Source organism: Kitasatospora sp. NPDC098652 (assembly GCF_044760155.1).
Lineage (GTDB): Bacteria > Actinomycetota > Actinomycetes > Streptomycetales > Streptomycetaceae > Kitasatospora.
Window position 1 is genome coordinate 52,244 of record NZ_JBIWAQ010000013.1, and the last position, 24,682, is coordinate 76,925.

The window sequence follows — 24,682 nt, forward strand, 5'->3', positions numbered from 1 at the left end:
GCCGTCCCCGGGGCATTGGGCCTCGGCCGGGCTCGGAGCGGACTCAGAGCGTGGCGGGTGCGGCGATCGGCGTGAAGTGGGTGACCTCCGGGGGGTGCGCGAGGTAGTGCAACTCGCCCTCCGACCAGACCGGCCGGATCCGCCACATCGGCCCGGCGTACCCCCGCAGGGCCTCTTCGTCACGCCAGCGGCTGACCACGAGCACCCGGTGTCCATCCTCGGTCACCGAGCGCAACAGTTCACCGCCGAGGCACCCGTCCGTCCGCCCCAACTGCGGGATCACCTGGCTGACCAGATGCGCGCAGAACTCCTCGATGCGATCGGCCGTGACCTGCCCGGCCCAAATTCTGACGATCACGGCCACCACCTCCGGCTGGCTGGAGTCCCTGGCCCCATTATCAGCGGAAAACCGCTGGTGGGGAGGGGTGGGGCGACTCTTTCACGGAGAGTTGAGGAAGCCGAGGGGAAGGGACACGAGCAGAGCCCTCCGCTAGATTCCCGGTATGACCCTCACACCGGAAGCTCCCGCTCCGTCAACCCCCGTCCCGGACGCGCCGAACAGCCTGTTCACCGCCCTCAGCGCGCGTGCCCTCACCGAGCCGGCCCAGTTGCGTGAGGTCTACGAGCAGCCCGGCGACCACGCGCGGCGCAAGCAGGTGGACCACCTCCACGAGGTCGCCCAGCGCCTCATCGCCTGCGCCTCGCTGGTCTTCGTGGCCAGCTCCGACGCGGCCGGCCGCTGCGACGTCTCCCCGCGCGGCGGCCCGGCCGGGGTCGTCTCGGTGCTCGACGAGTACACCCTGGCCATTCCGGACGCCACCGGCAACAAGCGTCTGGACACCCTGCACAACATCCTGGAGAACGGCCGGGTCGGGCTGCTCTTCGTCGTCCCGGGGCGGGACACCACGCTGCGGGTCAACGGGCGGGCCTGTGTCTCCACCGACCCGGAGCTGCTGCGGCAGCTGACGGCCGTCGGCAAGCCCCCGCGCAGCGCGATCGTGGTGGCCGTGGAGGAGGTTTACGTCCACTGCCCGAAGGCGCTCATGCGCGGCTCGGCCTGGAAGCCGGAGAACTGGCTGGCGACGGACGCCCAGCCGACGTCGGCGGAGGTCACGCTGTCGCACCTGCGGGACGACTCGCTGACCATCGACATGATCGAGCAGACGGAGCGGGAAGCGCTGCTGTACCGGTACGAGTAGGCGCGGCGCCGGTGCGCCGTTGGCGGTGCGCCGGTGTGCCGGTGTGCCGGTGTGCCGGTGTGCCGGTGTGCCGTCGGCGGGCGCCCGGTGCGCCGGTTGATCGGCGCCGGTGGGCCCCGCCGCCGGTCCGGGTGGGCCGGCCACGGGGCCTCGCTCGCCCCGGCCCGGGTCAGGCGGCCTTCGGGACGTCGATCACCGCCGCGCCGTCGGCGGCCCGCTGGACGGCCTCGACGCCCTTGTGGGCGGCGTCCTTGCTGACGTAGCCCTGGCCGGTTGCGACGATCTCGCCGTTGCCCGCCTTGAGCCGGAACCGGTACTTGCCGCCGGCGTCCTGGTAGACCTCGAACTTGCCCGACATCCGGGCCACCTCCTCGTGCGGCACGAGTGCGCCACGTCGATCCGTCCCCCTCCCCCTCTCAGTCACCGTGCGCCCGGCGCGGAGGCCCGCGCACGCGGTCGGCCGCCGGATGGGTGACGCCGGGCGGATCGGGGTTTGCGGGGGTGCCGGGGAGGCCGCCGGTGGTTTGAATGGACGGATGGACTGCGTGTTCTGTGCGGTGGTGGCGGGCGAGGAACCGGCGCACCGGGTGCTGGACGACGCGGCGGCGGTGGCCTTCCTGGACCGCCGGCCGCTGTTCCCCGGCCACGTGCTGGTCGTGCCGCGCACCCACCACCGGACCCTGGCGGACCTGCCCACCGAGGAGGTCGGGCCGTTCTTCCTGCGGGTGCAGCGGGTGGCGGCGGCGATGGAGCGGGGGCTGGGCGCGGCGGGCAGCTTCGTGGCGGCGAACAACCGGATCAGCCAGTCGGTGCCGCACCTGCACGTCCACGTGGTGCCGCGCAATCCCAGGGACGGGCTGCGCGGGTTCTTCTGGCCGCGGGGGAAGTACCCGGACGAGGCGGGGGCGGCGGAGGTGGCGGCGCGGCTGCGGGCGGTGCTCGAGGAGGGGTAGGCGCTGGGCGGGGTGGGGCGTACGACCGGGGGAGCATCCGGGCGGGGGTGAAATCATTTTCCGGGCGGACGACTTCGCAGGTCGCGGGCCCCTAGGGTCGGGGGCATGAACGAACTCGCGCGCCTCGTGCAGCAGACCTCCGACCGGCTCGCGGCGCGGCGCGTCGGCGTGGTGGTCGCCGGGGTGGCCGGTGGCGCCGTGGAGATCCACGGCGCCGGGCGGACGGGTCCGGGAGGCGAAGTGCCCGGGGCCCGGACGTTGTTCGACATCGGCTCCGTCACCAAGGTGTTCACCTCGCTCGCGCTCGCGCGGCTGGCGCTCGACGGCACCGTACGTCTCGACGAGCCGCTCACGGAGGTGCTGCCCCGTTCGGCGGCCGTCCCGGCCCGGGGCGGGGCGGCGATCACGCTCCGGCACCTCGCCACCCACACGTCGGGGCTCCCCCGGCTGCCCCGGGGCATGCTGCTGCGCGCGCTGCTGCGGCCCAACCAGCCCGACCCGTACGCCCGTTGCACCGCCGAGCGAATACTCTCCGGGCTCGGGCGGACGCGGCTGCACTCCGCCCCCGGGCGCAACTTCCGGTACTCCAACCTCGGCGCCGGGCTGCTCGGGCTGGCCCTCGCCCACCGGTCCGGCACGGCGTACGGGGAGTTGGTGGACCGCGAGGTCTGCGCACCGCTGGGGTTGACGGACACCTGCCTGCGGCCGGACGCCGACCAGTCCGCCCGGCTGGCGTCCGGCCATGCGCCGAGCGGGCGCCCGGTGCCGTCCTGGGAGTTCGCGGCGCTCCCCGGCTTGGCGGGCTCCGCTCGACGGCGGCCGACCTCGCGGCCTTCCTGCGGGCGCAGTTGGCGGCCGAGGGCGAGCCGGACGCACCGCTGGCGCCGGCGATGCTGCTCACCCGGGAGAGCAGGCACCGGGTCAACCCGTTCGCCTGGGCGCACCTCGGCTGGCTCGGCCACCGCTTGCACGCCCAGCAGGGCAGGCACCTGCAGTTGTGGCACAACGGGGGGACGGGCGGGTCCGCCTCCTTCCTCGCGTTCGACCCGGAGCAGCAGGTGGGGGTGGTGGTGCTGGCCAACTCCCGGCGGTCGGTGGACGAGGCGGGCACGGCGCTGCTGCGGCGCCTGCAGGTGGGACTCGGCGCGGCCGGGCGCTGACCGGCGGGGCCTGCCCCCGCGCCTCGGCTCCCCCGCTGACTGTCCTGTCGGTCGCCCCTGCCGAACGGCACCCCCGGCTGCCGGACACACTCCGGCCGTTTCGGTCCAAAGGGTGTCGATTGGCACTGTTCCGGAGGGTGGTGGGCGATCGATCCTGGTGGTCCGCCATCCGGCAGTCGCAGTTCCGGTTGGGGAGACCGTCGAGGCAAGGAGGGCGAAGTGGCGATGCTGTGGTCGCCCGGGTGGGCGTGGTCGTTCGTGGAGAACGGTCAGGGCCGTCGCGGGTCGGCCGGTCCGCTCGGGCCGGTGGTGCAGGTGCACCGGGCGTTCCGGCCGGTCCCGTGGCGGGCGCGGACGTGGCTGGACACCGTAGCGGTGGTCCTGGCGCTGGTGGTCTGCCTGGCGTTCGGCCAGTGGTGGCCCGCCCCGGTGGTGGCGGCCGCGGCGGTGGTGGTGGGCGCGAACGGGTACGGCGCCCTACGGCCCGCGCCCGGGCTGCGCTCCGTACGGGTCCATGAGGGCGGTCTGGCACTGGTCGGGGCGGGCGCCGACGAGCGGCTGCTGCCGTGGGCGGGCATCGAAGCCGTCGAGTACTCCCCCGGCGGGCGGCGCCGGGAGCCCGAGCGGATCCGAATATGGCCCGCCGGTGCGGACGAGCCCGTTGTGCTGGCCCGACTGCACGGGTTGGAGGCGCTGGCGCGGGAGGTGGACGAGCGCCTGTCCCCGTGCCTCCGAGCCGCGCTGCACGAGGCGCTGCGCAGCGAGGGGAGCGTCCGGTTCGCCCGGGGGCGGCTCACGGTGACGCCCGGCGGGCTGGTGCACCGGCCGCCGCACCCCCTGGGCGCGGCGACGGCGTACCGGTGGGCGGAGGTGCACTCGGCCCGGGCGACCGGTCTCGCTGAGCTGGAGCTTCGGACGGGGTCGGCGGGGCTGCCGCTCACCCTTCCGGTGCCCAACGCCCGTGCGGCGGCGGAGTTCCTGGAGGACGTCCGGGGCTCGGGCGCCTTGGCGAACACCTAGAGGGTTGGATTCCCAAACTCACCGACCTATAGTGAGTTTGCTTTTCCAATCCACCGCAGAGGAGAGGCGGCCCGCCATGCGCGATGCCGTGATCGTCGAAGCCGTCCGCACCCCGGTCGGAAAGGGCAAGCCGGGAGGCTCGCTCTCGGGCGTCCACCCGGTCGAACTGCTCGCCCACACCCTCCAGGCCCTGATCGGGCGCAGCGGCATCGACCCGGCCCTGGTCGACGACGTGATCGGCGGCTGCGTCGACCAGGTCGCGGAACAGGCGATGAACACCACCCGCTACGCCTGGCTGGCGGCCGGGTTCCCGGAGTCCGTTCCGGCGACCACCGTGGACCGGCAGTGCGGCTCCTCCCAGCAGGCGGTGCACTTCGCGGCTCAGGGGGTGATCTCCGGGGCGTACGACCTGGTGGTGGCCTGCGGGATCGAGTCGATGAGCCGGGTGCCGATGTGGTCGAACGTGCCGCCGGGGGCGGATCCGTTCGGCGCCGCCGTCGCGGCCCGCTACCCGGGCGGGCTGGTTCCGCAGGGGGTCGGCGCCGAGCTGATCGCCGCCAAGTGGTCGCTCACCCGGGAGGCCATGGACGAGTTCGCGGCCGGGTCGCACGCCAAGGCCGCCAGGGCGCACGCGGAGGGCCGGTTCGCGGACGAGCTGGTCCCCGTACCGACGCCCGAGGGCCTGGTCACGACGGACGAGTCGGTGCGCCCGGGCACCACGCCCGAGGTCCTGGCGGGGCTCCGTCCGGCCTTCGCCGACCCTGCCTACGCCGAGCGATTCCCGCAGATCGACTGGTCGGTCACGGCGGGCAACAGCAGTCCGATCAACGACGGCGCCTCCGCCGTCCTGATCACCAGCAGCGAGACCGCCGCCCGACTGGGGCTGCGCCCGCTGGCCCGGCTGCACTCCTTCGCCGTCACCGGGTCGGACCCACTGCTGATGCTCACCGGCGTGCTGCCCGCCACCGAGAAGGTGCTGCACCGCGCCGGGCTCTCGCTCGCCGACATCGACCTGTTCGAGGTCAACGAGGCCTTCGCCAGCGTCGTCCTGGCCTGGCTGCAGGAGACCGGCGCCGACCCGGCCCGGCTGAACGTCAACGGCGGCGCCATCGCCCTCGGCCACCCGCTGGGCGCCAGTGGCACCCGGCTGATGACGACGCTGGTGCACGAACTGCGCCGCAGTGGAGGGCGGTTCGCCTTGCAGACCATGTGCGAGGCGGGCGGCCTGGCCAACGCCACGATCCTGGAGGCGGTCGACTGAGGCCGACCGATCACCCCCTAAGGGCCGCAGGGGGCCCGCCCCGCAAGGGATCAGTACCTCTCTGAGTGGACGTCAGGCCGCCCGCCGGCGACCTACCGTCGCCCGTATGAGCCGACACACGAGCCGAGTTCGCACCACCGCCGCCTTCGCAGCCCTGCTGCTCGCCGTGCCCCTGTCCGTCGCAGCCGCGGCACCGGCCCTGGCCGCACCCGCCGCACCGGTCGCACCGGTCGCCGCCGCTGCCGGTGCGGCCGGCAGCTCCGCCGCGGCCGGCACGCCGAGCGCCGTCCACCTCGAACTCCCGCGCCCGACCGGGCCGTTTGCGGTCGGGCAGGAGGTCCTGCACCTGGTCGACGAGAACCGCCCGGACCCATGGGTGCCCTCCGCCGGGCCGCGCCAGCTGATGGTCACGATGTACTACCCCGCCCACGCCGGGACGGGCAGCCCGGCCCCGTACATGACCGCCGCGGCCGCCCGGCTGCTGCTGGACAGCAAGCTCCCGGGCAACAGCGTCCCGACCGAGGCCGTGACCGGCACCCGGACCTGGTCCAGGACGGACGCCCGCCCCCAGGGCGGCCACTACCCGCTGGTGGTCCTCTCCCCCGGCTTCACCATGCCGCGCGCCTCGCTCAGCAGCCTCGCCGAGGACCTGGGCAGCCGCGGCTACGTGGTGGCACTGGTCGACCACACCTACGAGAACACCGGGACCACCTTCCCGGACGGGCAGACACTGCCCTGCGTGGAGTGCGGCAAGCTCACCACCCGCGAGGCCTGGAAGGGCCTGGACGAGAGCCGGGCGAAGGACGCCTCCTTCGTCGTCGACCAGCTGACCGACCGCCCCCACCCGGCCTGGCGCTACGCCCGCATGATCGACCGCGACCGGATCGGCATGGCCGGGCACTCCGCCGGCGGCGCGGCCAGCGTCCCGGCGCTGGTGACCGACGACCGGATCCGGGCGGGGGTGGACCTGGACGGCAGCATGGACTACGAGGTGCCCGAGTCCGGGATCGGCGGCAAGCCGTACCTGATGATCGGCCACCCCCTGCCCGGCGCCGAGGACGCCAGCTGGACCGACAGCTGGCCCCGGCTCGACGGCTGGAAGCGGTGGCTGACCGTCGACGGCACCGACCACGGCAGCTTCACCGACTACCCGCTCTTCCTCAAGGCGCTCGGCGCGCCCCAGCCCCCGGAGACCACCATCACGGGGCAGCGTGCCGTCGAGCTCACCCGCCGGTACGTCGGGGCGTTCTTCGACCTCCAGTTGAAGGGCATCGACCAGCCGCTGCTCGACGGGCCGACCGCCGCCGACCCGGAGGTCCACTTCCACTCCTGACCAGCTGCACCCGCGGGGCCGTCGGCGCGCTGCCCGCGGCCCCGTCGGCCTTGGGCACGCCGCCCGGCGGCGCTCCGCTACGCGGCGGAGGCAGCGGCCGAGGCGATCGGTTCGAGCAGCAGGTGCGGGCGGACCAGGGCGCGGGAGACCGGGTCCTCGCGGTGGCCGCCGGCGTGGGCCGGGTTGGGGCGCATGGTGACCTCGGCCGGGGGGACGGGCCCGCCGCCGCAGCTGGGGCAGGCTCCGATGAGGTCGAGGTCGGTGCCGCAGGCGCGGTGCGCGAACAGGTGGTGCGGGCCGCCCGGGGTCGCGTGCCGACCGCCCCAGCGGCTCAACTGGTAGAGCGGGCCCCAGAGTTCGAGGCCGGTGTCGGTGAGCAGGTAGCCGTGGCGGAGCGGCGCCTGCTGGTACGGCTCCTTGCGCAGCACCCCCGCCGCGACCAGGGCGTTGAGGCGCGCGGTCAGGACGGCTCGCGGGATGCCCAGGTGGACGAGGAAGTCGTTGAAGCGCTGCACGCCGTAGAACGCGTCGCGGACGATCAGCAGGCTCCAGCGTTCGCCGACCACCTCCAGGGCGCGGGCCAGTGCGCAGTCCTGCAGTTCGTAGTCCGTTCCCAGCGCCATGCGGGCCAGCGTAGTCCACGGGCGACATGGGTTCAATGAACAGACTTTCAGTGGTAGCGTCCCACTCGAGACGAAGGTTCATTCACCAGACCCATTGGCCCGTCCTCCGGAGGGAACACCCATGTCCCCCGCACCACCTGCCGCGTCCGCACTGCCCGGCCTGCTCGTCCGGGCCCGCCGGTCCGTACGGCCGCTCCGGCCCGCCCGGCCCGCCCGGCCTGTTCGGCCTGTTCGGCCTGTTCGGCCTGGTGCCACCCTGGCCGTCACGGCGGCCGCCACCGCCCTGGGCACCGTCGCGTACACCGCCCCCACCGCCTCGCTCGCCGCCACCGCCCAGGCCGCTCACCTCGGCGCCACCGGCCGCACCTGGATCCTCACCGGCACCCTCGTCGGCATCTCGGCCCTCCTGCTCACGGCCGGGAGCGCCGCCGACGACCACGGCCGCAAACGGGTCTTCACCTCCGGCGTGCTGCTGTTCGCCGCCGCCGAGGCCCTGGCCGCACTCGCCCCCGACGGCACCGTCTACCTGGCCGCCCGGATCCTGCTCGGCGCCGCCTCCGCCGCCGTCCTCGCGCCCGCACTCGGCCTGATCAGCCACGCCCACCCGGCCGGGCCGCAGCGGATCCGGGCGCTCGGCGTCTGGGGCGCGGCCGTCGGGCTCGGCATCGCGGTCGGACCGGTCTACGGCGCGCTCGTCCAGCAGTGGGCGGGCTGGCGGGCGGTCGGCGGCGGACTCGCCGTCGTCTCGGCCGCCGTCGCCGTCTGCGCCGCTGTCCTCCTCACCGAGTCCCGGGCCGAACGGCCTCGCGCGCTGGACCCGTACGGCGTGCTCACCCTCGCCGCCGGAACCACCCTGCTCATCGCCGGACTCGCCGAGGGCCGTGACGGCTGGGGGCGGGCCTCGGTGGTGACGCTGCTGGTCGGCGGGGTGCTGCTGCTCGCCGCCTTCGCGGTGGTCGAGACGAAGGTCCGCGAGCCGATGCTCGACCCGGCCCTGTTCCGCAGCCCCGGCTTCCTCGCCGCGACCGGCGGCGCCCTGTTCACCGGGCTCTCACTGGTCGGCTTCATGAGCTACCTGCCCACCCTCCTCCAGGGCGTACTCGGCCTCTCGGGCCTGGCAGCGGGCGGCGTACTCGCACTGTGGTCCGGACTGTCCGTGGTCGCCGCCCTCCAGGCCCGCCGACTGGCCGCCCATCTGTCGGCCACCACCCAGGTCGCCCTCGGCCTGTTCGTCTGCGGCGTCGGCGAGGCCGGACTGTACGGCCTCGACCCCGACTCCTCGTGGCTGCGGCTGGCCCCCGGCCTGGCCGTGGCCGGCCTCGGCAGCGGCGTCCTCAATGCGGCCCTCGCCCGGCTGGCGGTCAGCAGCGTCCCCGCCCACCGCGCGGCCATGGGCTCGGGCGCCAACAACACCTCCCGCTACCTCGGTTCCGCCCTCGGCGTCGCCGCGACGGTCGCCCTCGCCTCCTCCGCCCACCCCCGCACCCCCGGCCCCGAGGCCGCCGCCCACGCCCTCGCCACCGGCACCGACCGCGCGGTCCTACTCGCCGCCACCCTCTGCCTCCTCGGCGCAGCCCTCGCCCTCACCGCCCGCCACGCCGAACGCCACACCCACCCCACGCCCCGCTGACCGGGCACGCGCCCAAGAAACCGCCCCACCCGACTCCCCACGCAAGCCAAACCAGCCACCTGGAGTCAAAAGGGCCGCTTGGCCCCCACCCAACCAACACAAGAAGTCGAACCCGCCGACTTCCTACTCAGGCCAACCGGCCACCTGGAGTCGGAAGGCCGTCTAACCCCCAACACGAGAAGTCGGACCCGCCGACTTTCCACGCACTGCTACCGCATATGCGCGCGGCTACTGCCCGCTCGGCAGGGACGCAGACCGCACAGGACGTCGGTCCGGCCGATGTTTCTTGCCGCGAAGTCGAGCCCACGATGCAGGAAGTCGGGGCCGCCGACTTTCTGTGCAGGGCCCGGCCCGCGGGTGTGGGCCGCGGCGGCGGGGTTGGTGAATCGTCGGGCATGGGGGGTCCACGGGTGGTTGGGGCGTGCGTGGGCGACGGGGCGTCGCGTAGCTGCCCCGGGCGGGGCCGGGGGGTGATGTCCGGTGCCGGATCGTGTGAAACCCACTCGCGCGCCTGGCCCGGCCGGGTGCGGGGCCACGAGGGGCGGGGCGCGGGGGCTGCGTGCGAGGATGGCAGGGCTGGTGGGAACGAGCTCCGGGCGGTTCTCTGGCCATGGTGGACGATGACGCGCAACGCCGGGGGGAGCCGCAGCAGGGCGCCCTGCTGATGGTGCCGATCGCCACGGCGCTGATCGAGGCCGACGGGCGGATCCTGCACTGGAGCGGCGACGCGGAGGCACTGCTCGGTTACCGTGCGGACGAGGCGGTGGGGGCGAAGGCCGCCCGGCTGCTGACCTCGGACGAACACCGGCCGGAGGTGCTGGAGCTGTTCCGGGAGATCCTGGCGGGCCGCGAGTGGTCCGGGGTGTTCCCGGTGCGGCACCGGGACGGGCACCTGGTGAACCTGGAGTTCCGGACCCATCCGGTCCGGGGGCCCGGCGGTGAGCCGCTGGTGCTGGCGGTGGCGTCGGAGGTGACGACGCTGCGCCGGATCCAGGCGGACCTGGCCGTGCTGGACGGGTTCTTCACCCAGTCCCCGGTCGGCATGGCGGTGTTCGACACCGGCTTGCGCTACGTCCGGCTGAACGAGGCCCTGGCGGTGTCGAACGGCCTGGCCGTGCCCGAGCATCTGGGCCGCCGGCTCACCGAGGTGCTGCCCGGGATCAACGGCGACGAGTCCGAGGCGGTGATGCGGCAGGTGCTGGCGACCGGCCGGCCGGTGGTGGACTTCCGCACCCATGGCCGTACGCCCGGGGATCCGCAGCGGGACCGGGCCTGGTCGGCCTCGTACTTCCGGCTGGCGGACCGGAGCGGGCGGGTGCTCGGGGTGAGCGCGACGATCATCGACGTCACCGAGCGCTACCGGGCCGACGCCCGGGCGGCGAAGGCGCAGGAGCGGCTGTCGCTGCTGGTCGACGCGACCGCCTCGATCGGCACCACGCTGGACCTACGGCAGACCGCCCGGGAGCTGGCGGACGCGATGGTGCCCCGGGTCGCCGACATCAGCGGGGTGTTCGCGCTGGAGGCGCTGATCGCCGGGCGCAACGTCGAGCCGCCGGCTCCGGACGAGGCCCAGCTGGTGCGCCGGCTGGCGCTGGCCACCACCGATCCGCTGTACCCGGCCGACGCGCTGCCGGTGGACTCGGTGTACGAGCTGCCCGCCGACTCCCCGTACGCCCGGGCGCTGATCACCGGGCGGACGGTGGTGGTGCCGTCCTGGGAGCTGTCGCCGCTGGCCGACGCGCTCAGCGAGAGCCGTCGCCGGGCGTTCCTGGGCGACCGGCCGCGCTCGGTGCGGATCACCCCGCTGGTGGCCCGGGGCACGACGCTCGGCATGGTGGTCTACTCGCGGCGCGGCGAGCGGGAGTCCTTCGCGGAGGCGGACATCACGCTCGGCGACGAGCTGGCCTCGCGCGCGGCCGTCGCGATCGACAACGCCCGGCTGTACCTGCGCCAGCACCAAACGGTACTGGCCCGGCAGCAGGCGCTGCGCGAGGCGAAGGCCGCGCAGGAGCGGCTGGCGCTGGTGAACACGGCCTCCGCCCGGATCGGCACCACCCTCGATCTCGACCGCACCGCCCACGAGTTGGCCGAGGTGGCGACGCCCCGGCTGGCGGACACGGTGGTGGTGGAGGTGTTGGAGGAGCTGGTGCGGGGCGAACGGGAGCCACGCGCCCCGGCGGACGGTTCGGCGCTGCTGCGACGGATGGCGTTCCACTCGGTGAGCGGTTCCACCCTGGCCCCGATCGCCCGGCTGGGCGGGGTGCACCGGTTCCTGCCCGGTTCGCCGTACGCGTGGAGCCTGGCGCACCGCAGGCCGGTGCTGGTGCCCCGGATGGACGAGGAGGGGCTGGCCTGGTTCGCCGACGATCCGGTCCGCACGGCCGCGGTACGGGAGCAGAACGTGCGCTCGTTCATGGTCGTCCCGCTGATCGCGCGCGGTAATCCGGTCGGTGTGGCGGGCTTCTACCGGACCCTGGTGGAGCGCCCGTACGAGGACGAGGACCTGGCGCTGGCCGGGGAGTTGGCCGTACGCGCGGCGGTGTCGATCGACAACGCGCTGCTGTTCACCCGGGAACGGGACGCGGCCGCCGCCCGGCAGCGGGCGCTGGACGAGGCCTGGGCCGCCCAGCAGCGGCTGGGCCTGCTGAACGAGGCCAGCAACCGGATCGGCACCACGCTCGATCTGCACCGCACCGCAAGGGAGTTGGTGGAGGTGGTGATCCCGCGCTTCGCCGACTTCGTGACGGTGGACCTGCGCGACGCGGTGCTCGGCGGCGAGGAGCCCGGGCCGGTGCCGAGGGACGGGCCGGTGCTGATGCGGGCGGTGGCGGTCGGCGAGTCGGCGCCGGACGGCAGCATGACGGCGGCTGCGGACCAGGTCGGCGCGACCTCGCAGTCGGCCGAGGTGTACGCGCAGAGCCTGCGCTCCCGGCGCTCGATCCTGGTCTCCGAGGTGACGGAGCAGGAACTGCGGCGGATCGTCGCCTCCCCCGACCGGGTGGAGCCGGGGCTGGCCGCCGGGGTGCACTCGTACCTGATGGTGCCGTTGGTGGCGCGCGGACTGGTGCTGGGCGGCGCGGAGTTCGTCCGCACCCACAATCCGGCGCCGTTCGGCCCGGCGGACCGTTCGCTGGCCGAGGAGCTGGCCGCCCGTACCGCGCTGGCGATCGACAACGGCCGGCTCTACCGGCGGGAGCGGGACACCGCACTGACCCTCCAGCGCAGCCTGCTGCCGCAGGAGATCCACCGCACCCTCGGCCTGGAGCTGGCCTACCGCTACCTGCCGAGCAGTGTGGTCAGCGAGGTCGGCGGCGACTGGTTCGACGTGGTGCCGCTGTCCTCCGGCCGGGTCGCCCTGATCGTCGGCGACGTGATGGGCCACGGCATCAGGGCCGCCGCCACCATGGGCCAACTACGGACGGTGGCACGGACGTTGATCACCCTGGAGCTCAACCCGGTGCGGGTCCTGCACCGGCTGGACGAGGCCACCGCGGCACTCGGCGAAGGACAGTTCGCGACCTGCGTCTGCGTGATCTACGATCCGGCGGACCGCAGTTGCACCGCCGCCTGCGCCGGTCACCTGCCGCCCGTCGTCGCCGACACCGAGGGCAACGCCCACCTGCTCGAACTGCCGCCGGGTGCACCGCTGGGCGTAGGTGGAGTGCCGTTCGAGAGCGTCGAGTTCACCCTCCCCGAGCAGGCCATCCTGGCCCTGTACACCGACGGACTGGTCGAGCGCCGGGGCCACGACCTGGACGAGGGGCTCGAGTTGCTCTGCCGCACGGTCGCCGACCGGCGCCGCTCGCTGGAGCAGACCTGCGACGTCGTCCTGACCCGGCTCACCGGCAGCACCCCGGAGGACGACATCGCCGTCATCATGGCGCAGGTCCGCCCGGCCGGCGCCGACCGGATCGCCGCCCTGCCGCTGACCGGCGACCACGCGATGGTCGCCCACTCCCGGCGCTTCACCCGCGAGACGCTCACCGCGTGGGGCCTGGCCTCCCTCGCCGACTGGGCCGAGCTGCTCACCAGCGAGCTGATCACCAACGCCCTGGTGCACGCCGGGTCGCCCGTCCAGCTGCGGATGTTCTGCGACCGGGTGCTCACCGTCGAGGTCGCCGACCGGGAGAGCGAGACGCCCCGGATCCGGCGCGCCCACAACGAGGACGAGGGGGGCCGCGGCATCCACCTGGTCAACGAGCTGGCGTACCGCTGGGGCAGTCGCCGGACCGGGGACGGCAAGGTGGTCTGGTTCGAGCTGGAACTGCCGCCGGACTTCCCCCCGCCTGCGTGAACAACCGTGGGTTGTCGGCCCGGGCCAGGGGTTGTTGGCCGCCGGGGTGGCCACGGGGCTTTGCTGGTGCCACGGCCGGGGAGCCCCGACCGGACGGACCACGACGAGCCCCAGGAGCCCAGCATGCCGCAGAACGATGCCCGCACCGTCGTCACCGAGTACGTCACCCGGCTCGCCGCAGGCGAACTCGACGCCGCCGTGGCCCTGTTCGCCGAGGACGCCACCTGGACCTACCCGGGCAACCTGGCGCTCTCCCGCACCTGGCGCGGCAAGCAGGAGATCTTCGGTGACTTCCTCGGCCAGGTCGGCACCCTCTTCGCCTCCGACGGCCTGCCGAGCCTCACCCTCACCGGCGTCCTCGCCGACGGCCCGCAGGCGGTGGCCGAGTGGACCGCCGTCGGGACGGCCGCCAACGGCGCCCGCTACGAGAACCACTGCCTGGGCGTGTTCACCGTCGAGAACGGGCTGATCACCGCCGTCCGCGAGTACCTGGACACCGACCACGTGGCGCGGACCCTGCTGGCCTGAACCGCTGCCGGCCTGAACCCCGGCTGGCCTGAACCCCGGCCGGCCCCCCGGCAGTCGGCCGCGGCACCGGCTCAGCCCGGCAGCAGCACGGCCTCAGTTCGGCAGCAGCAGGTTGACGTCCCCGAACTCGTGCCAGAGGTACCGCTGTTGCACGGCCTCGCGGTAGCAGGCCGCCAGCAGCGGGCGGCCCGCGACAGCCGCCAGCATCAGCAGGTGCGAGGCGAGCGGCTCGTGCCAGCCGGTGAGCAGGCCGTCCACCGCGTGCACCCCGCGCTCCGGGGTGATCACCAACTCCGTCCAGCCGTCCGCCTCCTGGAGCGTGCCGTCCGGCGCGACCGCTGACTCCAGCGCACGGACCACGGTGGTGCCGACGGCGATCACCCGGCCGCCCTCGGCCCGGACGTGGCCGACCAGCCGGGCGGTGGCCGCCGGAACGTGAAAGCGCTCCGCGTACGGGGCCTCGTGCGCCTCCGGGGAGGCCACCCCGGTGTGCAGGGTGACCGGCGCGACCAGCACGCCCCGACCGGCCAGCCGCGCCACCGTGTCCGGTGTGAACGGGCGGGCGGCGCTGGGCATTTCGCTGCTGCCGGGGACGGTCGCGAAGACCGTCCGGTAGGCCTCGATCGGCCAGTCACGGTCCACGTAGCCGTACCGGATCGCCCGGCCGTGCTGGTCCAGGTACGGCAACAGGGGTGCGGGCAGGGACAGTTCGGCGTACCAGAGCCGGGCGGTGAAGGGCTGCACCAGTACCGCCGCGCCGCCCGCCGGCAGGGCGACCCGCAGGCCGGGGCGGGCCGGGGACTCCGCCGGTGGGTAGTAGGCCGCGGCCGCGCCCGGCACCGACCGGCGCAACTCGACCAGATGGGAGCCCTGTCGGTCGGGCTGGGCGGAGGACAGGTGCAGCGCCACCGGGGTGCCGTCGGGCAGTCGGCCCGGCAGGGCGGCCGGGACGGTGGCCGAGTTGTTCACCACCAGGAGGTCGCCCGGGCGCAGCACCTCGGGCAGCTCGGTGAAGCGGTGGTGCTCGACGGCGCCGGTGTCGCCCCGGCCGACCAGCATCCGCACACCGTCCCGGGCCGTGCCGCGGGCCTCCGCCGGTGCGCGGGCGGAGAGTTCGGGCGGGACGGTCACGTCGAGGCCCAGCGCGGCCAGGCCGGTCATCGCCCGCCCCGACCGAGGGCAGGGGCGGAGGCGGGGGTGGGGGCAGGGGCGGGAAGGGCCGCCAGGTCCTCGGCGCGGTAGCGGCCGGACGGCGTGCGGTGGTGCAACAGGTCGAGCAGCAGCGGGGCGACCTGTTCGGGCAGCGGCTCGCCGGAGATGTCCTCCCCGGGGCTCGCCTCCTGCAGCATCTCGGTGCGCATGCTGCCCGGGTCGACCGCCCAGACCCGCAATTCCGGCTCCTCCCGGGCGAGTACGGCGGTGGCCTGGTCGAGCGCGGCCTTGCTGGCACCGTAGCCGCCCCAGCCGAGGTAGGGCTCCACGGCGGCGTCCGAGCTGATGTTCAGCAGGGCCCCGGCGTGGTCGCGCAGTTGCGGCAGGACCAGCTGGGTGAGGGCGATCGGGGCGAGCGCGTTGACCTCGAAGAGCTCCAGCAGGTCCGGCAGCGGGAAGTCGGCCAGCCGGGGCAGCGGTTCGCCGCCGGGCGCGGCGGCGCCGTTGAGTGAACCGGCGTTGTTGATCAGGAGGCTCGCGCCGCCGAGGCGGTCGGCGGCCGCGGCGAGGTGGGCCCGGTGCTCGTCGTCGACGATCGAACCCGGCAGGGCGACGACCTCGGTCAGGGCGGACAGTTCGGCCGCGGCCCCGGCGAGTGCGGTCGCGCCCCGGGCGGTGATCACCAGCCGCCAGCCCTCGGCGGCGAGGGCGCGGGCGAGGGCCAGTCCGAGGCCGCGGGAGGCACCGGTGACCAGGGCGACGGGAGCGGAATCGGTGTGCTGCGCTGCGTTCATGGCCCAACCATCGCGCCACCGGGCGGGCCGCGGATCGGCCCCCGGGACCGGGACCCGGCCCTCCGTTCGTCCTAGACCGCCAGCCGGACCTAGGACCGGGACCACAGGTGGCCCGCCCCCGGCGGAAGGTCGACCCGGGCGGCCCGCACCCCCGACGGCCGGTCAGCCCCCGGCCGCCCAGCCGGACGGGTCGTCCCACGCGGCGAGCGTGCGGCGGCTCTCGAAGCGCCGCTCCCGGCCCGTCAGCGGATCGGTGAACTCGACCGTCGAGGCCAGCAGTTGCAGCGGCCGGCGGAAGTCGTCCGGAGCCGGCTCGGGCAGCACCACCGGGTAGACCGGGTCACCGAGGATCGGCACGCCGAGGCCGCTCATGTGCAGCCGCAGCTGGTGGGTGCGCCCGCTGAGCGGCCGCAGCCGGTAGTGGCCGAGGCCGTCGCGCCGCTCCAGCAGCTCGATCCGGCTCTCGCTGTTCGGCGGCGCGTCGAGCTCCCGGGCGGCGATCACCCCGCGCTCCTTGACGATGTGGCTGCGCACCGTTCGCGGCAGCGCCAGGCCCGGGTCGTACGGGGCGACCGCCCGGTACTCCTTGCGCACCTGCCGGTCGCGGAAGAGCGTCTGGTAGGCGCCGCGGTCCTCGGGGCGGACCACGAACATGGCCAGGCCCGCGGTGAGCCGGTCGATCCGGTGGGCGGGGCTGAGCGCGGGCAGGTCGAGGGCGTGCCGCAAGCGGGAGAGCGCCGTCTCGATGACGTGCCGACCGCGCGGGGTGGTGGCCAGGAAGTGCGGCTTGTCGACCACCACCAGGTGCTCGTCCCGGTGCAGCACCACCAGTTCGAAGGGGACGGGCACCTCCGCCGGGAGGTCCCGGTAGAACCACAGGTGCGCGCCGGGGCGAAACGGTTCGTCGAGGGCGACCGGGCCCTGCTCGCCGACGATCTCGCCCGCGCGCAGCGCAACGTCGATCCGCGCCGCCGCCACTGCGGGCAGCCGCTCGACCAGGTGCTCCCGGACGGTCGGCCAGTCGCCCTCCAGGGGCAGCCGCAGGTGCACCGGGTCCACGCCGAGGCGCTGCGGGAGGGGGGAGGCCGGGCGGCGGTTCTTGCGTCTCATCTCCCGGCCCAGCCTAGTGCGCGCCCCGGCCGCCCCCGGGGTGAGGTGCCGGGAGGGTCCGAGCACCGGCACGCCGCCGGTGCGCCCCCGCGCCGAGGTGCTGACCCGGGGCGGGGCGGGGAAAGTGGTTCGAAGGCCCTCGGGCCCTGGAGCTTCCCGACCACTGGAGGAGAACGAGTGAGCGCCGACGGCCCGGACGGGCTTCCGCCGCTGCACCTGCCACGGCGGACCCGGCTGCTGCTGTACGGCGCCCTCGTCCTGCTGGTCGCCGCCGTGGTGGCTGCCCTGGCGATCGGCCCCGGAGCGACCCTGTCCCCGTTGCTCGCGGTGGCCCCGGTGCTGGCCGGGGCCACCACCCGCAAGGCCCGGGTGCCGCTGCTGGTCGGCGCGGCGGCGCTGCTGGCGGTCGGCGCGCTGGAGTCCGACAACACCCAGCTGCCGCTGTCGGTGCGGATCAGCGTGCCGGTCACGGTGCTGGCGGCGACCCTGGCCAGTGCCGCCAGTGTGGTGCTGGTGGCGGCCCGGGAGCGGCAGCTGTACCAGGTCCGGACGGTGGCCGAGGCGGCCCAGCGGGCCCTGCTGCGGCCGCCCGCCGAACGGATCGGGCCGCTGCGGCTGGCCGTGCGGTACGTCGCGGCGACCGCGGAGGCCCGGATCGGCGGGGACCTGTACGCCGTGGTGGAGACCCGCTTCGGGGTACGGATCCTGCTGGGCGACGTGCAGGGCCACGGGCTCCCGGCAGTGGAGACGGCCGCGGACGTGCTGGGGGTGTTCCGGGAGGCGGCCCGCACCGAGCCCGACCCCGGGCGGCTCGCCGAGCGGCTGGACGCGGCGCTCACCGCGCGGCCGGGCGACGGCCGGTTCGCCACCGCGCTGCTGCTGGACGTACCGGCCGGCCGGGAGCCGGTGCGGGTGGTGAACTGCGGCCACCCGCCGCCGCTGCTGCGCCGGGCGGGCCGGGTCGAGGAACTGGCGCCGGCCGTCCCCGCGCCGCCCCTGGGCCTGCGCGAGCTGACCGGCGAGGACTACTCGACCTGCCGCTTCGATCCGGGCCCGGGCGACCTGTTGCTGCTGCACACCGACGGGGTGTCCGAGGCCCGGGACGCCGAGGGCCGGTTCTACCCGCTGGCGGAGCGGCTGCCCGGGCTGCACGGCAGCAGCCCCGCCGACCTGCTGGACGCCGTGCTGGCGGACGTCCGGGGCTGGGTCGGGGACGCCGGGCTGGCGGACGACGCGGCGCTGCTGGCCCTGCGCTGGGACCACTGAGGCGGGGGCGCCGGGAGTGCGGAGACGGCTGCGGACGCGATTGTCAGTGCCGTGTGCAACGCTTCACGCACGGTCGCCGGAGTCGACCGTAGGGGTCGGAATGCGTGCCGGGCGGCGCGTGTCGACGGTGCCTGAGGACGGACGAGGGGAGCGTGTCATGGCCGAGGTCAGTGGGTCGTTCGAGGTGACGGCGTTCGAGCCGGTGGAGACGGAGCAGCGCGAGGGCGCGGCGTTCGGGCGGGTGCGGATCGCCAAGACCTTCACCGGTGGGCTGAGCGGTCGCAGTGAGGTGCGGATGCTGTCCGTCGGCGACGCTTCGGGCGGGCCGGCCTCGTACGTCGCGGTGGAGCACGTGACGGGCGAACTGGACGGGCGTAAGGGCTCGTTCGTGCTGCAGCACGCGGCCTGGGACACCACGGGTGTGACGATACGCGTGGTGCCGGGCACGGGGGCGGGTGAGCTGGCCGGGATCACCGGCGAGTTCCGGCTGTCCGTCGACGCGTCCGGCGCCCACACCTACGTGCTGGCGTACGAGCTGGGCTGACGGCCGGCGGGCCGGTGCGGGCCGAGCCGGACTGGTCCGGACCGGGCCGGTCCCGGCCGGTGCGGCCCGCCCCGTGTCCGCTGCTCAGAGGATGGGCTGGGTCGCCTCCAGGCGCTGGATCGCGGTCCGGACGGCCGTCGCGAAGCTCCAGAACAGGGGCAGCGTGTTGGCGGCGCGCTCGGCCCGGGTGTTCTTCCCGGGGGCGAACATCGCGGCCCGCAGCTCGGTGGTCAGCTCCAGCTGGGCACCTGCGCCGAGCATGCTGCGGTTGCAGATGTTCTCCGGCGAGACGCCGGCGATCTCCTCGTCCGCCGTGGCGGTGACGGCGCGGATGCCCGCTGCGCCGAACTCCTCCATCAGGTACTGGCGGAGGGTGGAGTTCAGTCCGCCGACCAGCACCGCCCGGGCGCCCGCCTCCAGACCGGCCTGGCCGGTGGTGCAGCCGTGCAGCGAGAGCACGTTGAGGCTGCCGGAGCACATCGCCCGGACCACGGTGTCGTCGCAGTGGGTCGAGGTGACGTGCAGCGCGCTGTTGTTGGAGGGGCGCAGGCCCTCGAACATCCAGAAGTCGTGCACCGGCCCGGCGGCCGGGGTCGGGGCGAGGTCGGCGGGGTGGTAGCCGGCGACGGCCAGGCACAGCTCGGAGGTGCCGGCCTCGATGCCGCCACCGTGCGGGGCGATGACGGTGGTCCGGATGAACGCCGCACGGCCCTGCGGGCTCTGGTCGTCGATCAGGTGCCGGCGGTAGCGGCGGCCGTAGTCGACGCCCTCGACCAGGCTCGGGTCGGAGTACAGCGCGGTGTTGGAGGGGTACTGGTCGGCGGCGCTCGCGGGGGTGCTGCCCACGACGGCGCCGAGGGTGCTGAGGGCCGGGGCCGCGGCGAGCGCGGCGATCAGGGTACGACGGTTGATCACGTTCGGGATCATGACAGGAGGTGGGGCATAGGTAAAGTCAGCACAAAGCAACGACCAAGTCTGCACCCCACTGCGGTGGGGACGGCCTGAACGTGTGACACCGGCTCCGCGGACGCGCGCCGCGACCACCGGGCCTGTCACCACGCTGCCACGATGATGCGATCAGTGCACGATCCGCATCGGAGGGTGGCACATGCCCAGCACAGCGACAGGCCCTGCCGCAACAGCCCCTGCAGCAACGGCCGCCACGCTTGCGGCCCGCACGCCGGCGTCGGTCGAGGAGGTGGTCGGACGGCTGCGGGAGATCGCGGCGGCCCTGCCCCTGGCGGACGGGGTGGCGGTGTTCAACCGCCTCTACCTCACCGTCACTGAGGCGGTCCGCGACCGGCTGGCGGACGGGTACTTCACCGATCCGCCGGCATTGGCCGAGCTGGACGCACTGTTCGCCGGGCGGTACCTGCTGGCCGTGGCCGCCGACGCGGCCGGTCAGGACCCGCCAGCCTGCTGGCGGCCGCTGTTCGCGCTGCGCGCCCACCCGGGCGTGCACCCGCTGCAGTTCGCGCTGGCCGGAATGAACGCCCACATCCAGCACGACCTGCCGCTCGCGGTGGTGGAGCTGTGCCACCGCCGGGGCTGCGGACCGGCCGGGGTCGAGCAGGACTACCACCGGATCAACGGGGTGCTGGCCGAGGTGGAGTCGGTGGTCCGGGAGCAGCTGCTGCCGGGGCCCGAGCTGCCCGGGTGCGCCGAGCCGCTCACCCACCTGCTCGGCGCCTGGTCGGTCGAGGCCGCCAGGGAGGGGGCCTGGTCCGCCGTCCAGGCGCTCTGGGAGCTGCGCGGGCTCTCGGCCGCCTCCCGGGCCTTCGCCACGATGCTGGACGGCTCCGTCGGGCTGCTCGGCCACGCGCTGCTGCTCCCACTGGTGCCGTACGACGACCGCGACGGCCGCACCGAGCACAGCGGCTGCACCGACCGCGACGACCGTACCGACCCCGACGGCCGTACCGAGCACAGCGGCCGCACCGACGGCCGCACCGACCGCGACGACCGTACCGACCCCGACGACCGGCACGGCGAGGGCGGGCCGGGCCCCGGAACGGCCGCGGCCGCCCGGCTCCCCGAAGCGAGGAACCGGACGGCCGACGGTACGGACGCGGGCGGGCTCGACCGGCTCGGCTAGCCCGCCGGGCCGATCAGGCCCAGCTGGAGTGCAGCGGCTTGCCCTCGGCGTAACCGGCCGCGCTCTGGACGCCCACGATCGCCTTCTCGTGGAACTCCTCCAGGGTGTTGGCGCCCGCGTAGGTGCAGGAGCTGCGCACGCCGGCCACGATCGAGTCGATCAGGTCCTCGACGCCCGGGCGGGCCGGGTCGAGGAACATCCGGGAGTGCGAGATGCCCTCCTCGAACAGCGCCTTGCGGGCCCGGTCGTAGGAGGAGTCCTGGGCGGTGCGGTTGCTGACGGCGCGGGCCGAGGCCATGCCGAAGCTCTCCTTGTACTGGCGGCCGTCGGCGGCGGTCTGGAGGTCGCCCGGGGACTCGTAGGTCCCGGCGAACCAGGAGCCGATCATCACGTTGGAGGCGCCGGCGGCCAGCGCCATGGCGACGTCGCGCGGGTGGCGCACGCCGCCGTCGGCCCAGACGTGCTTGCCGAGCCGGCGGGCCTCGGCGGCGCACTCCAGGACGGCGGAGAACTGCGGCCGGCCGACGCCGGTCATCATCCGGGTGGTGCACATCGCGCCAGGGCCGACACCGACCTTGAGGATGTCCGCGCCCGCCTCGACCAGGTCGCGGACACCGGCGGCGGAGACCACGTTGCCGGCCACGATCGGGATCTGCGGGTCCAGGCCGCGCACGGCGCGCAGCGCGCTGATCATGCTCTCCTGGTGGCCGTGCGCGGTGTCGACGACGAGCACGTCGGCGCCGGCGTCGATGAGCGCCTTGGCCTTGCCCGCGACGTCGCCGTTGATGCCGACGGTGGCGGCGATCCGCAGCTTGCCGTTCGCGTCCACGGCCGGGGTGTACAGGGTGGCGCGCAGCGCGTTCCTGCGGGTCAGCAGGCCGACCAGCTTGCCCTCGCCGTCGACGACGGGGGCGAGCTTGCGGTGCGCCTCGGTGAGCTTGTCGAAGGCGGTGCGCGGGTCGAGGCCCTCGTCGAGCAGCAGCAGGTCGCGGGACATCACGTCGGCGAGGCTCGTGAAGCGGTCGACGCCCTGGCAGTCGGATTCGGTGACCACGCCGACGGGCTTGTCGTCCTCGACCACCACGAGGGCGCCGTGGGCGCGCTTGGGCAGCAGCGAGAGGGCCTCGGCGACGGTGGCGCCGGGGGCGAGGGTGATCGCGGTGTCGACCACCAGGTGGCGCTGCTTGACCCAGGAGATGACCTCGGCGATGACCTCGGTGGGGATGTCCTGGGGGATGGCGACCAGGCCGCCGCGGCGGGCGACGGTCTCGGCCATCCGGCGGCCGGCGATGGCGGTCATGTTGGCGACGACCAGCGGGATGGTGGTGCCGGTGCCGTCGTTCGAGGAGAGGTCGACGGCCTGCCGGGAGCCCACGGAGGAACGGCTGGGGACCATGAAGACGTCGTCGTACGTCAGGTCGTACGAGGGCTTGAGGTCGTTCAGGAAGCGCATGAAGGGGGCTCTCCGGCTGGGGGAAGGTACACCTCGGGTGCGGTTGCGGCGATGCCGCCGGGGCGCACTCGGGCGCCCGGCACCCAGCATTCGATTGTCCGTGAGGGTGGGGGCAAATGCCAGTTCGAGCAGCATTGCTGGGTGTGCACACAAAGCGTGATCAATGCTCCGCGCGTAGACATGTGCGATCCTCCAAGACCCGGCTCCCAGCTCCGGCTTTCGCCCCGGCCTGGGCCGCTCCCGTAGCATTCAGGCGGTAACGGCGGGGCGATCGGGAAAGCAGCGGGCGTGAGCATCGAGCAGATGGACATCGAGCAGGGTCAAGGCGAGGAGGAGATCGACTACGGTCCGGGCCTCGACCCCGAGCGGCTGAAGCTCTGCCTGGAGGTGCTCGCCGAGCTCGACACGCTGCACGTCGACCACCCGGACGCGATCACCGTGCGCCAGGCCGTCGGCGGCATATTCCGGACGCTCAAGCAGCGCCGCCGCCAGGAGACCCGGGCCCGCAAGACCGCGAACGACCGCGAGGTCACCGCCCGCACCGCCACCGGCGCGCCGACCCGGATCGACGACGAGACGGCCGGCGCCTTCGGCCTGACCACCGTCACCACCACTGAGATCGCCGGCATCCTGGAGCGCCCGCGCTCCTGCTACACCTGCAAGACCCGGTACGTCGAGGTCGACGCCTTCTACCACAACCTGTGCCAGAAGTGCGCCGTGCTGAACCGGTCCCGCCGGGACGCCCGGACCGACCTCACCGGCAAGCGCGCGCTGCTCACCGGCGGCCGGGCCAAGATCGGGATGTACATCGCGCTGATGCTGCTGCGCGACGGCGCCCACACCACCATCACCACCCGCTTCCCCAACGACGCGATCCGCCGCTTCACGGCGATGCCGGACAGCGCCGACTGGATCCACCGACTCAAGATCATCGGCATCGACCTGCGCGACCCCGCCCAGGTGATGGCCCTGGCCGACGAGGTCGCCGCCGACGGCCCGCTGGACATCCTGATCAACAACGCGGCGCAGACCGTGCGCCGGCCGCCGGAGTCCTACCGCGAGCTGGTCAACGCCGAGTCCGCCCCGCTGCCCGCCGGCGAGCTGCCGCAGGCCACCACGATCGGCCGCTTCAACAGCGGCAGCGTCGACCTGCCCGCCCTCCCCCAGCAGGCGGGCGGCGGCGAGCAGCGGCTGGCCGCCGAGGACGTCACCTCGCTCGCGCTGGTCACCGGCTCCGCCACCCCGGCCCGGATCGAGGCCGGGACGGCGATCGACGCCGGCGGCCTGGTACCCGACCTCGCGCCCACCAACAGCTGGGTGCAGACCGTGAGCGAGGTGGGCCCGGTCGAGCTGCTGGAGGTCCAGCTCTGCAACTCCACCGCGCCGTTCATCCTGATCAGCCGACTGCGCCCGGCGATGGCCGCCTCGGCGTCCCGCCGCAAGTACGTGGTCAACGTCTCCGCCATGGAGGGCGTGTTCCAGCGCGGCTACAAGGGCGCCGGCCACCCGCACACCAACATGGCCAAGGCCGCGCTGAACATGCTGACCCGCACCAGCGCCCAGGAGATGTTCGAGTCCGACGGCATCCTGATGACCGCCGTCGACACCGGCTGGATCACCGACGAGCGGCCGCACCCGGACAAGATGCGCCTCGCCGACGAGGGCTTCCACGCTCCGCTCGACCTGGTCGACGGCGCGGCCCGGGTGTACGACCCGATCGTGCGCGGCGAGGCCGGCGAGGACCTGTACGGCTGCTTCCTCAAGGACTACGAGCGCGGCAACTGGTGACCACCCGAAGGAGCTGACGGCGAAGTGACGACCGCACCGGTGCTGGGCGCCGGGATCATCGTGCCCACCGGGGACGGCCGGGTGCTGGTCGGCCGCCGCACCACGGCCGGCGAACCGCCGACCTGGAGCCTGCCCGGCGGCAAGGTCGACCCGGGCGAGTCCTTCGAGCGGACCGCGGCCCGCGAACTGGCCGAGGAGACCGGGATCGTGCTGCCGGCCGAGCGGATGCGGGTGCTCGCCGTGCACCTGGACCACGAGCTCGGCCGGCCCCGGCTGACGGCCGCCGTGCTGGCGCCGCCCAGCCTGGCCGAGGCCCTGGTCACCGAGCCGCACGCGTGCGCCGGGTGGGAGCGCTTCCCGGTGGACGCGCTCCCGGCGCCGATGTTCTACCCGTCCGCGCTGGTGCTCGGCAGCTGGCTGCCGCAGTATGCCCCGGCGGTACGGCCCACGACGCACGGCTACCCCGTCGCCCGCTGAGC

21 protein-coding genes and 1 pseudogene are annotated in these 24,682 nt (G+C 74.3%); 14 read left to right on the forward strand and 8 right to left on the reverse strand.

What is annotated here, in order from left to right:
• Nucleotides 1-43: 43 nt before the first annotated feature.
• Complete coding sequence (locus ACIQWA_RS25920; protein WP_360239877.1) at nt 44-358, reverse strand: antibiotic biosynthesis monooxygenase family protein; 315 nt, start codon at nt 356-358, stop codon at nt 44-46.
• A 145-nt stretch (nt 359-503) separates the two neighbouring features.
• Here ACIQWA_RS25920 and ACIQWA_RS25925 point away from each other — a divergent pair, with 145 nt between their 5' ends.
• Entirely contained in the window at nt 504-1,199 is a 696-nt protein-coding gene (locus ACIQWA_RS25925) for an MSMEG_1061 family FMN-dependent PPOX-type flavoprotein (RefSeq protein ID WP_402486374.1), read from the forward strand.
• A gap of 169 nt (nt 1,200-1,368) precedes the next feature.
• Here the strand turns inward: ACIQWA_RS25925 and ACIQWA_RS25930 are convergent, their stop codons facing one another.
• The gene (locus ACIQWA_RS25930) at nt 1,369-1,557 is read right to left on the reverse strand and encodes a DUF1508 domain-containing protein (protein WP_360239883.1); all 189 of its coding nucleotides are present in this window, start codon (nt 1,555-1,557) and stop codon (nt 1,369-1,371) included.
• 178 nt (nt 1,558-1,735) lie between these two features.
• Here ACIQWA_RS25930 and ACIQWA_RS25935 point away from each other — a divergent pair, with 178 nt between their 5' ends.
• The 5 genes and pseudogenes from ACIQWA_RS25935 to ACIQWA_RS25955 all read left to right on the forward strand — a co-directional run bounded on the left by ACIQWA_RS25935 (nt 1,736) and on the right by ACIQWA_RS25955 (nt 6,926).
• Nucleotides 1,736-2,152 (forward strand): HIT family protein, encoded by a 417-nt coding sequence (locus ACIQWA_RS25935; protein ID WP_402486378.1) that lies wholly within the window; start codon nt 1,736-1,738, stop codon nt 2,150-2,152.
• Between the two features lie 105 nt (nt 2,153-2,257).
• Nucleotides 2,258-3,312 (forward strand): annotated as a pseudogene (locus tag ACIQWA_RS25940) (serine hydrolase domain-containing protein).
• Between the two features lie 219 nt (nt 3,313-3,531).
• Nucleotides 3,532-4,332 carry a hypothetical protein gene (locus tag ACIQWA_RS25945; RefSeq protein ID WP_402486381.1) on the forward strand — a complete coding sequence of 267 codons (801 nt, stop codon included), beginning with the start codon at nt 3,532-3,534 and terminating at the stop codon, nt 4,330-4,332.
• Nucleotides 4,333-4,408: 76 nt separating this feature from the next.
• The gene (locus ACIQWA_RS25950) at nt 4,409-5,593 is read left to right on the forward strand and encodes a thiolase family protein (protein WP_360239895.1); all 1,185 of its coding nucleotides are present in this window, start codon (nt 4,409-4,411) and stop codon (nt 5,591-5,593) included.
• Nucleotides 5,594-5,699: 106 nt separating this feature from the next.
• Nucleotides 5,700-6,926, forward strand: coding sequence for an alpha/beta hydrolase family protein (locus ACIQWA_RS25955; RefSeq protein ID WP_402486384.1), 1,227 nt, complete (start codon nt 5,700-5,702; stop codon nt 6,924-6,926).
• A 77-nt stretch (nt 6,927-7,003) separates the two neighbouring features.
• On the opposite strand, the gene ACIQWA_RS25960 is transcribed toward ACIQWA_RS25955, so the two are convergent.
• A complete protein-coding gene (locus tag ACIQWA_RS25960; RefSeq protein ID WP_402486387.1) occupies nt 7,004-7,549 on the reverse strand; it encodes a winged helix-turn-helix transcriptional regulator in 546 nt (181 codons plus the stop codon).
• A 121-nt stretch (nt 7,550-7,670) separates the two neighbouring features.
• Between ACIQWA_RS25960 and ACIQWA_RS25965 the strand changes: the two genes are divergently transcribed.
• From ACIQWA_RS25965 to ACIQWA_RS25975, 3 genes are all read left to right on the forward strand, one after another.
• The gene (locus ACIQWA_RS25965; protein WP_402486390.1) at nt 7,671-9,179 is read left to right on the forward strand and encodes an MFS transporter; all 1,509 of its coding nucleotides are present in this window, start codon (nt 7,671-7,673) and stop codon (nt 9,177-9,179) included.
• Between the two features lie 610 nt (nt 9,180-9,789).
• Nucleotides 9,790-13,473 carry a SpoIIE family protein phosphatase gene (locus tag ACIQWA_RS25970; RefSeq protein ID WP_402486393.1) on the forward strand — a complete coding sequence of 1,228 codons (3,684 nt, stop codon included), beginning with the start codon at nt 9,790-9,792 and terminating at the stop codon, nt 13,471-13,473.
• Nucleotides 13,474-13,596: 123 nt separating this feature from the next.
• On the forward strand, nt 13,597-14,001 hold the full coding sequence (locus ACIQWA_RS25975; RefSeq protein WP_360238696.1) for a nuclear transport factor 2 family protein: 405 nt from the start codon (nt 13,597-13,599) through the stop codon (nt 13,999-14,001).
• 93 nt (nt 14,002-14,094) lie between these two features.
• On the opposite strand, the gene ACIQWA_RS25980 is transcribed toward ACIQWA_RS25975, so the two are convergent.
• From ACIQWA_RS25980 to ACIQWA_RS25990, 3 genes are all read right to left on the reverse strand, one after another.
• Nucleotides 14,095-15,162 carry an S-adenosylmethionine:tRNA ribosyltransferase-isomerase gene (locus ACIQWA_RS25980; RefSeq protein ID WP_402486396.1) on the reverse strand — a complete coding sequence of 356 codons (1,068 nt, stop codon included), beginning with the start codon at nt 15,160-15,162 and terminating at the stop codon, nt 14,095-14,097.
• A complete protein-coding gene (locus ACIQWA_RS25985) occupies nt 15,159-15,947 on the reverse strand; it encodes an SDR family NAD(P)-dependent oxidoreductase (RefSeq protein ID WP_402486399.1) in 789 nt (262 codons plus the stop codon). Before ACIQWA_RS25985 ends, ACIQWA_RS25980 begins: the two co-directional genes overlap by 4 nt.
• Nucleotides 15,948-16,109: 162 nt before the next feature.
• Complete coding sequence (locus tag ACIQWA_RS25990; protein ID WP_402486402.1) at nt 16,110-17,057, reverse strand: RluA family pseudouridine synthase; 948 nt, start codon at nt 17,055-17,057, stop codon at nt 16,110-16,112.
• Nucleotides 17,058-17,234: 177 nt separating this feature from the next.
• Between ACIQWA_RS25990 and ACIQWA_RS25995 the strand changes: the two genes are divergently transcribed.
• Together ACIQWA_RS25995 and ACIQWA_RS26000 are read left to right on the forward strand one after the other, a co-directional pair.
• Entirely contained in the window at nt 17,235-18,323 is a 1,089-nt protein-coding gene (locus ACIQWA_RS25995; RefSeq protein ID WP_402486404.1) for a PP2C family protein-serine/threonine phosphatase, read from the forward strand.
• Between the two features lie 157 nt (nt 18,324-18,480).
• Nucleotides 18,481-18,867 (forward strand): DUF3224 domain-containing protein, encoded by a 387-nt coding sequence (locus ACIQWA_RS26000; RefSeq protein WP_402486407.1) that lies wholly within the window; start codon nt 18,481-18,483, stop codon nt 18,865-18,867.
• Between the two features lie 84 nt (nt 18,868-18,951).
• Here ACIQWA_RS26000 and ACIQWA_RS26005 read toward each other — a convergent pair whose 3' ends face one another.
• Nucleotides 18,952-19,794: a poly-gamma-glutamate hydrolase family protein gene (locus ACIQWA_RS26005; RefSeq protein ID WP_402486409.1), complete on the reverse strand. Its 843-nt coding sequence runs from the start codon at nt 19,792-19,794 to the stop codon at nt 18,952-18,954.
• 271 nt (nt 19,795-20,065) lie between these two features.
• Between ACIQWA_RS26005 and ACIQWA_RS26010 the strand changes: the two genes are divergently transcribed.
• A complete protein-coding gene (locus ACIQWA_RS26010) occupies nt 20,066-20,962 on the forward strand; it encodes a DUF5995 family protein (RefSeq protein ID WP_402486412.1) in 897 nt (298 codons plus the stop codon).
• Nucleotides 20,963-20,975: 13 nt separating this feature from the next.
• Here ACIQWA_RS26010 and ACIQWA_RS26015 read toward each other — a convergent pair whose 3' ends face one another.
• Nucleotides 20,976-22,415 carry a GuaB1 family IMP dehydrogenase-related protein gene (locus tag ACIQWA_RS26015; RefSeq protein ID WP_360238680.1) on the reverse strand — a complete coding sequence of 480 codons (1,440 nt, stop codon included), beginning with the start codon at nt 22,413-22,415 and terminating at the stop codon, nt 20,976-20,978.
• A 303-nt stretch (nt 22,416-22,718) separates the two neighbouring features.
• On the opposite strand from ACIQWA_RS26015, the gene ACIQWA_RS26020 reads away from it, so the two are divergent.
• On the forward strand, nt 22,719-24,203 hold the full coding sequence (locus ACIQWA_RS26020; protein WP_360238700.1) for an SDR family NAD(P)-dependent oxidoreductase: 1,485 nt from the start codon (nt 22,719-22,721) through the stop codon (nt 24,201-24,203).
• Between the two features lie 24 nt (nt 24,204-24,227).
• Nucleotides 24,228-24,680, forward strand: a complete 453-nt coding sequence (locus tag ACIQWA_RS26025) for an NUDIX hydrolase (protein WP_402486416.1) — start codon at nt 24,228-24,230, stop codon at nt 24,678-24,680.
• The last annotated feature ends 2 nt before the right edge of the window (nt 24,681-24,682 follow it).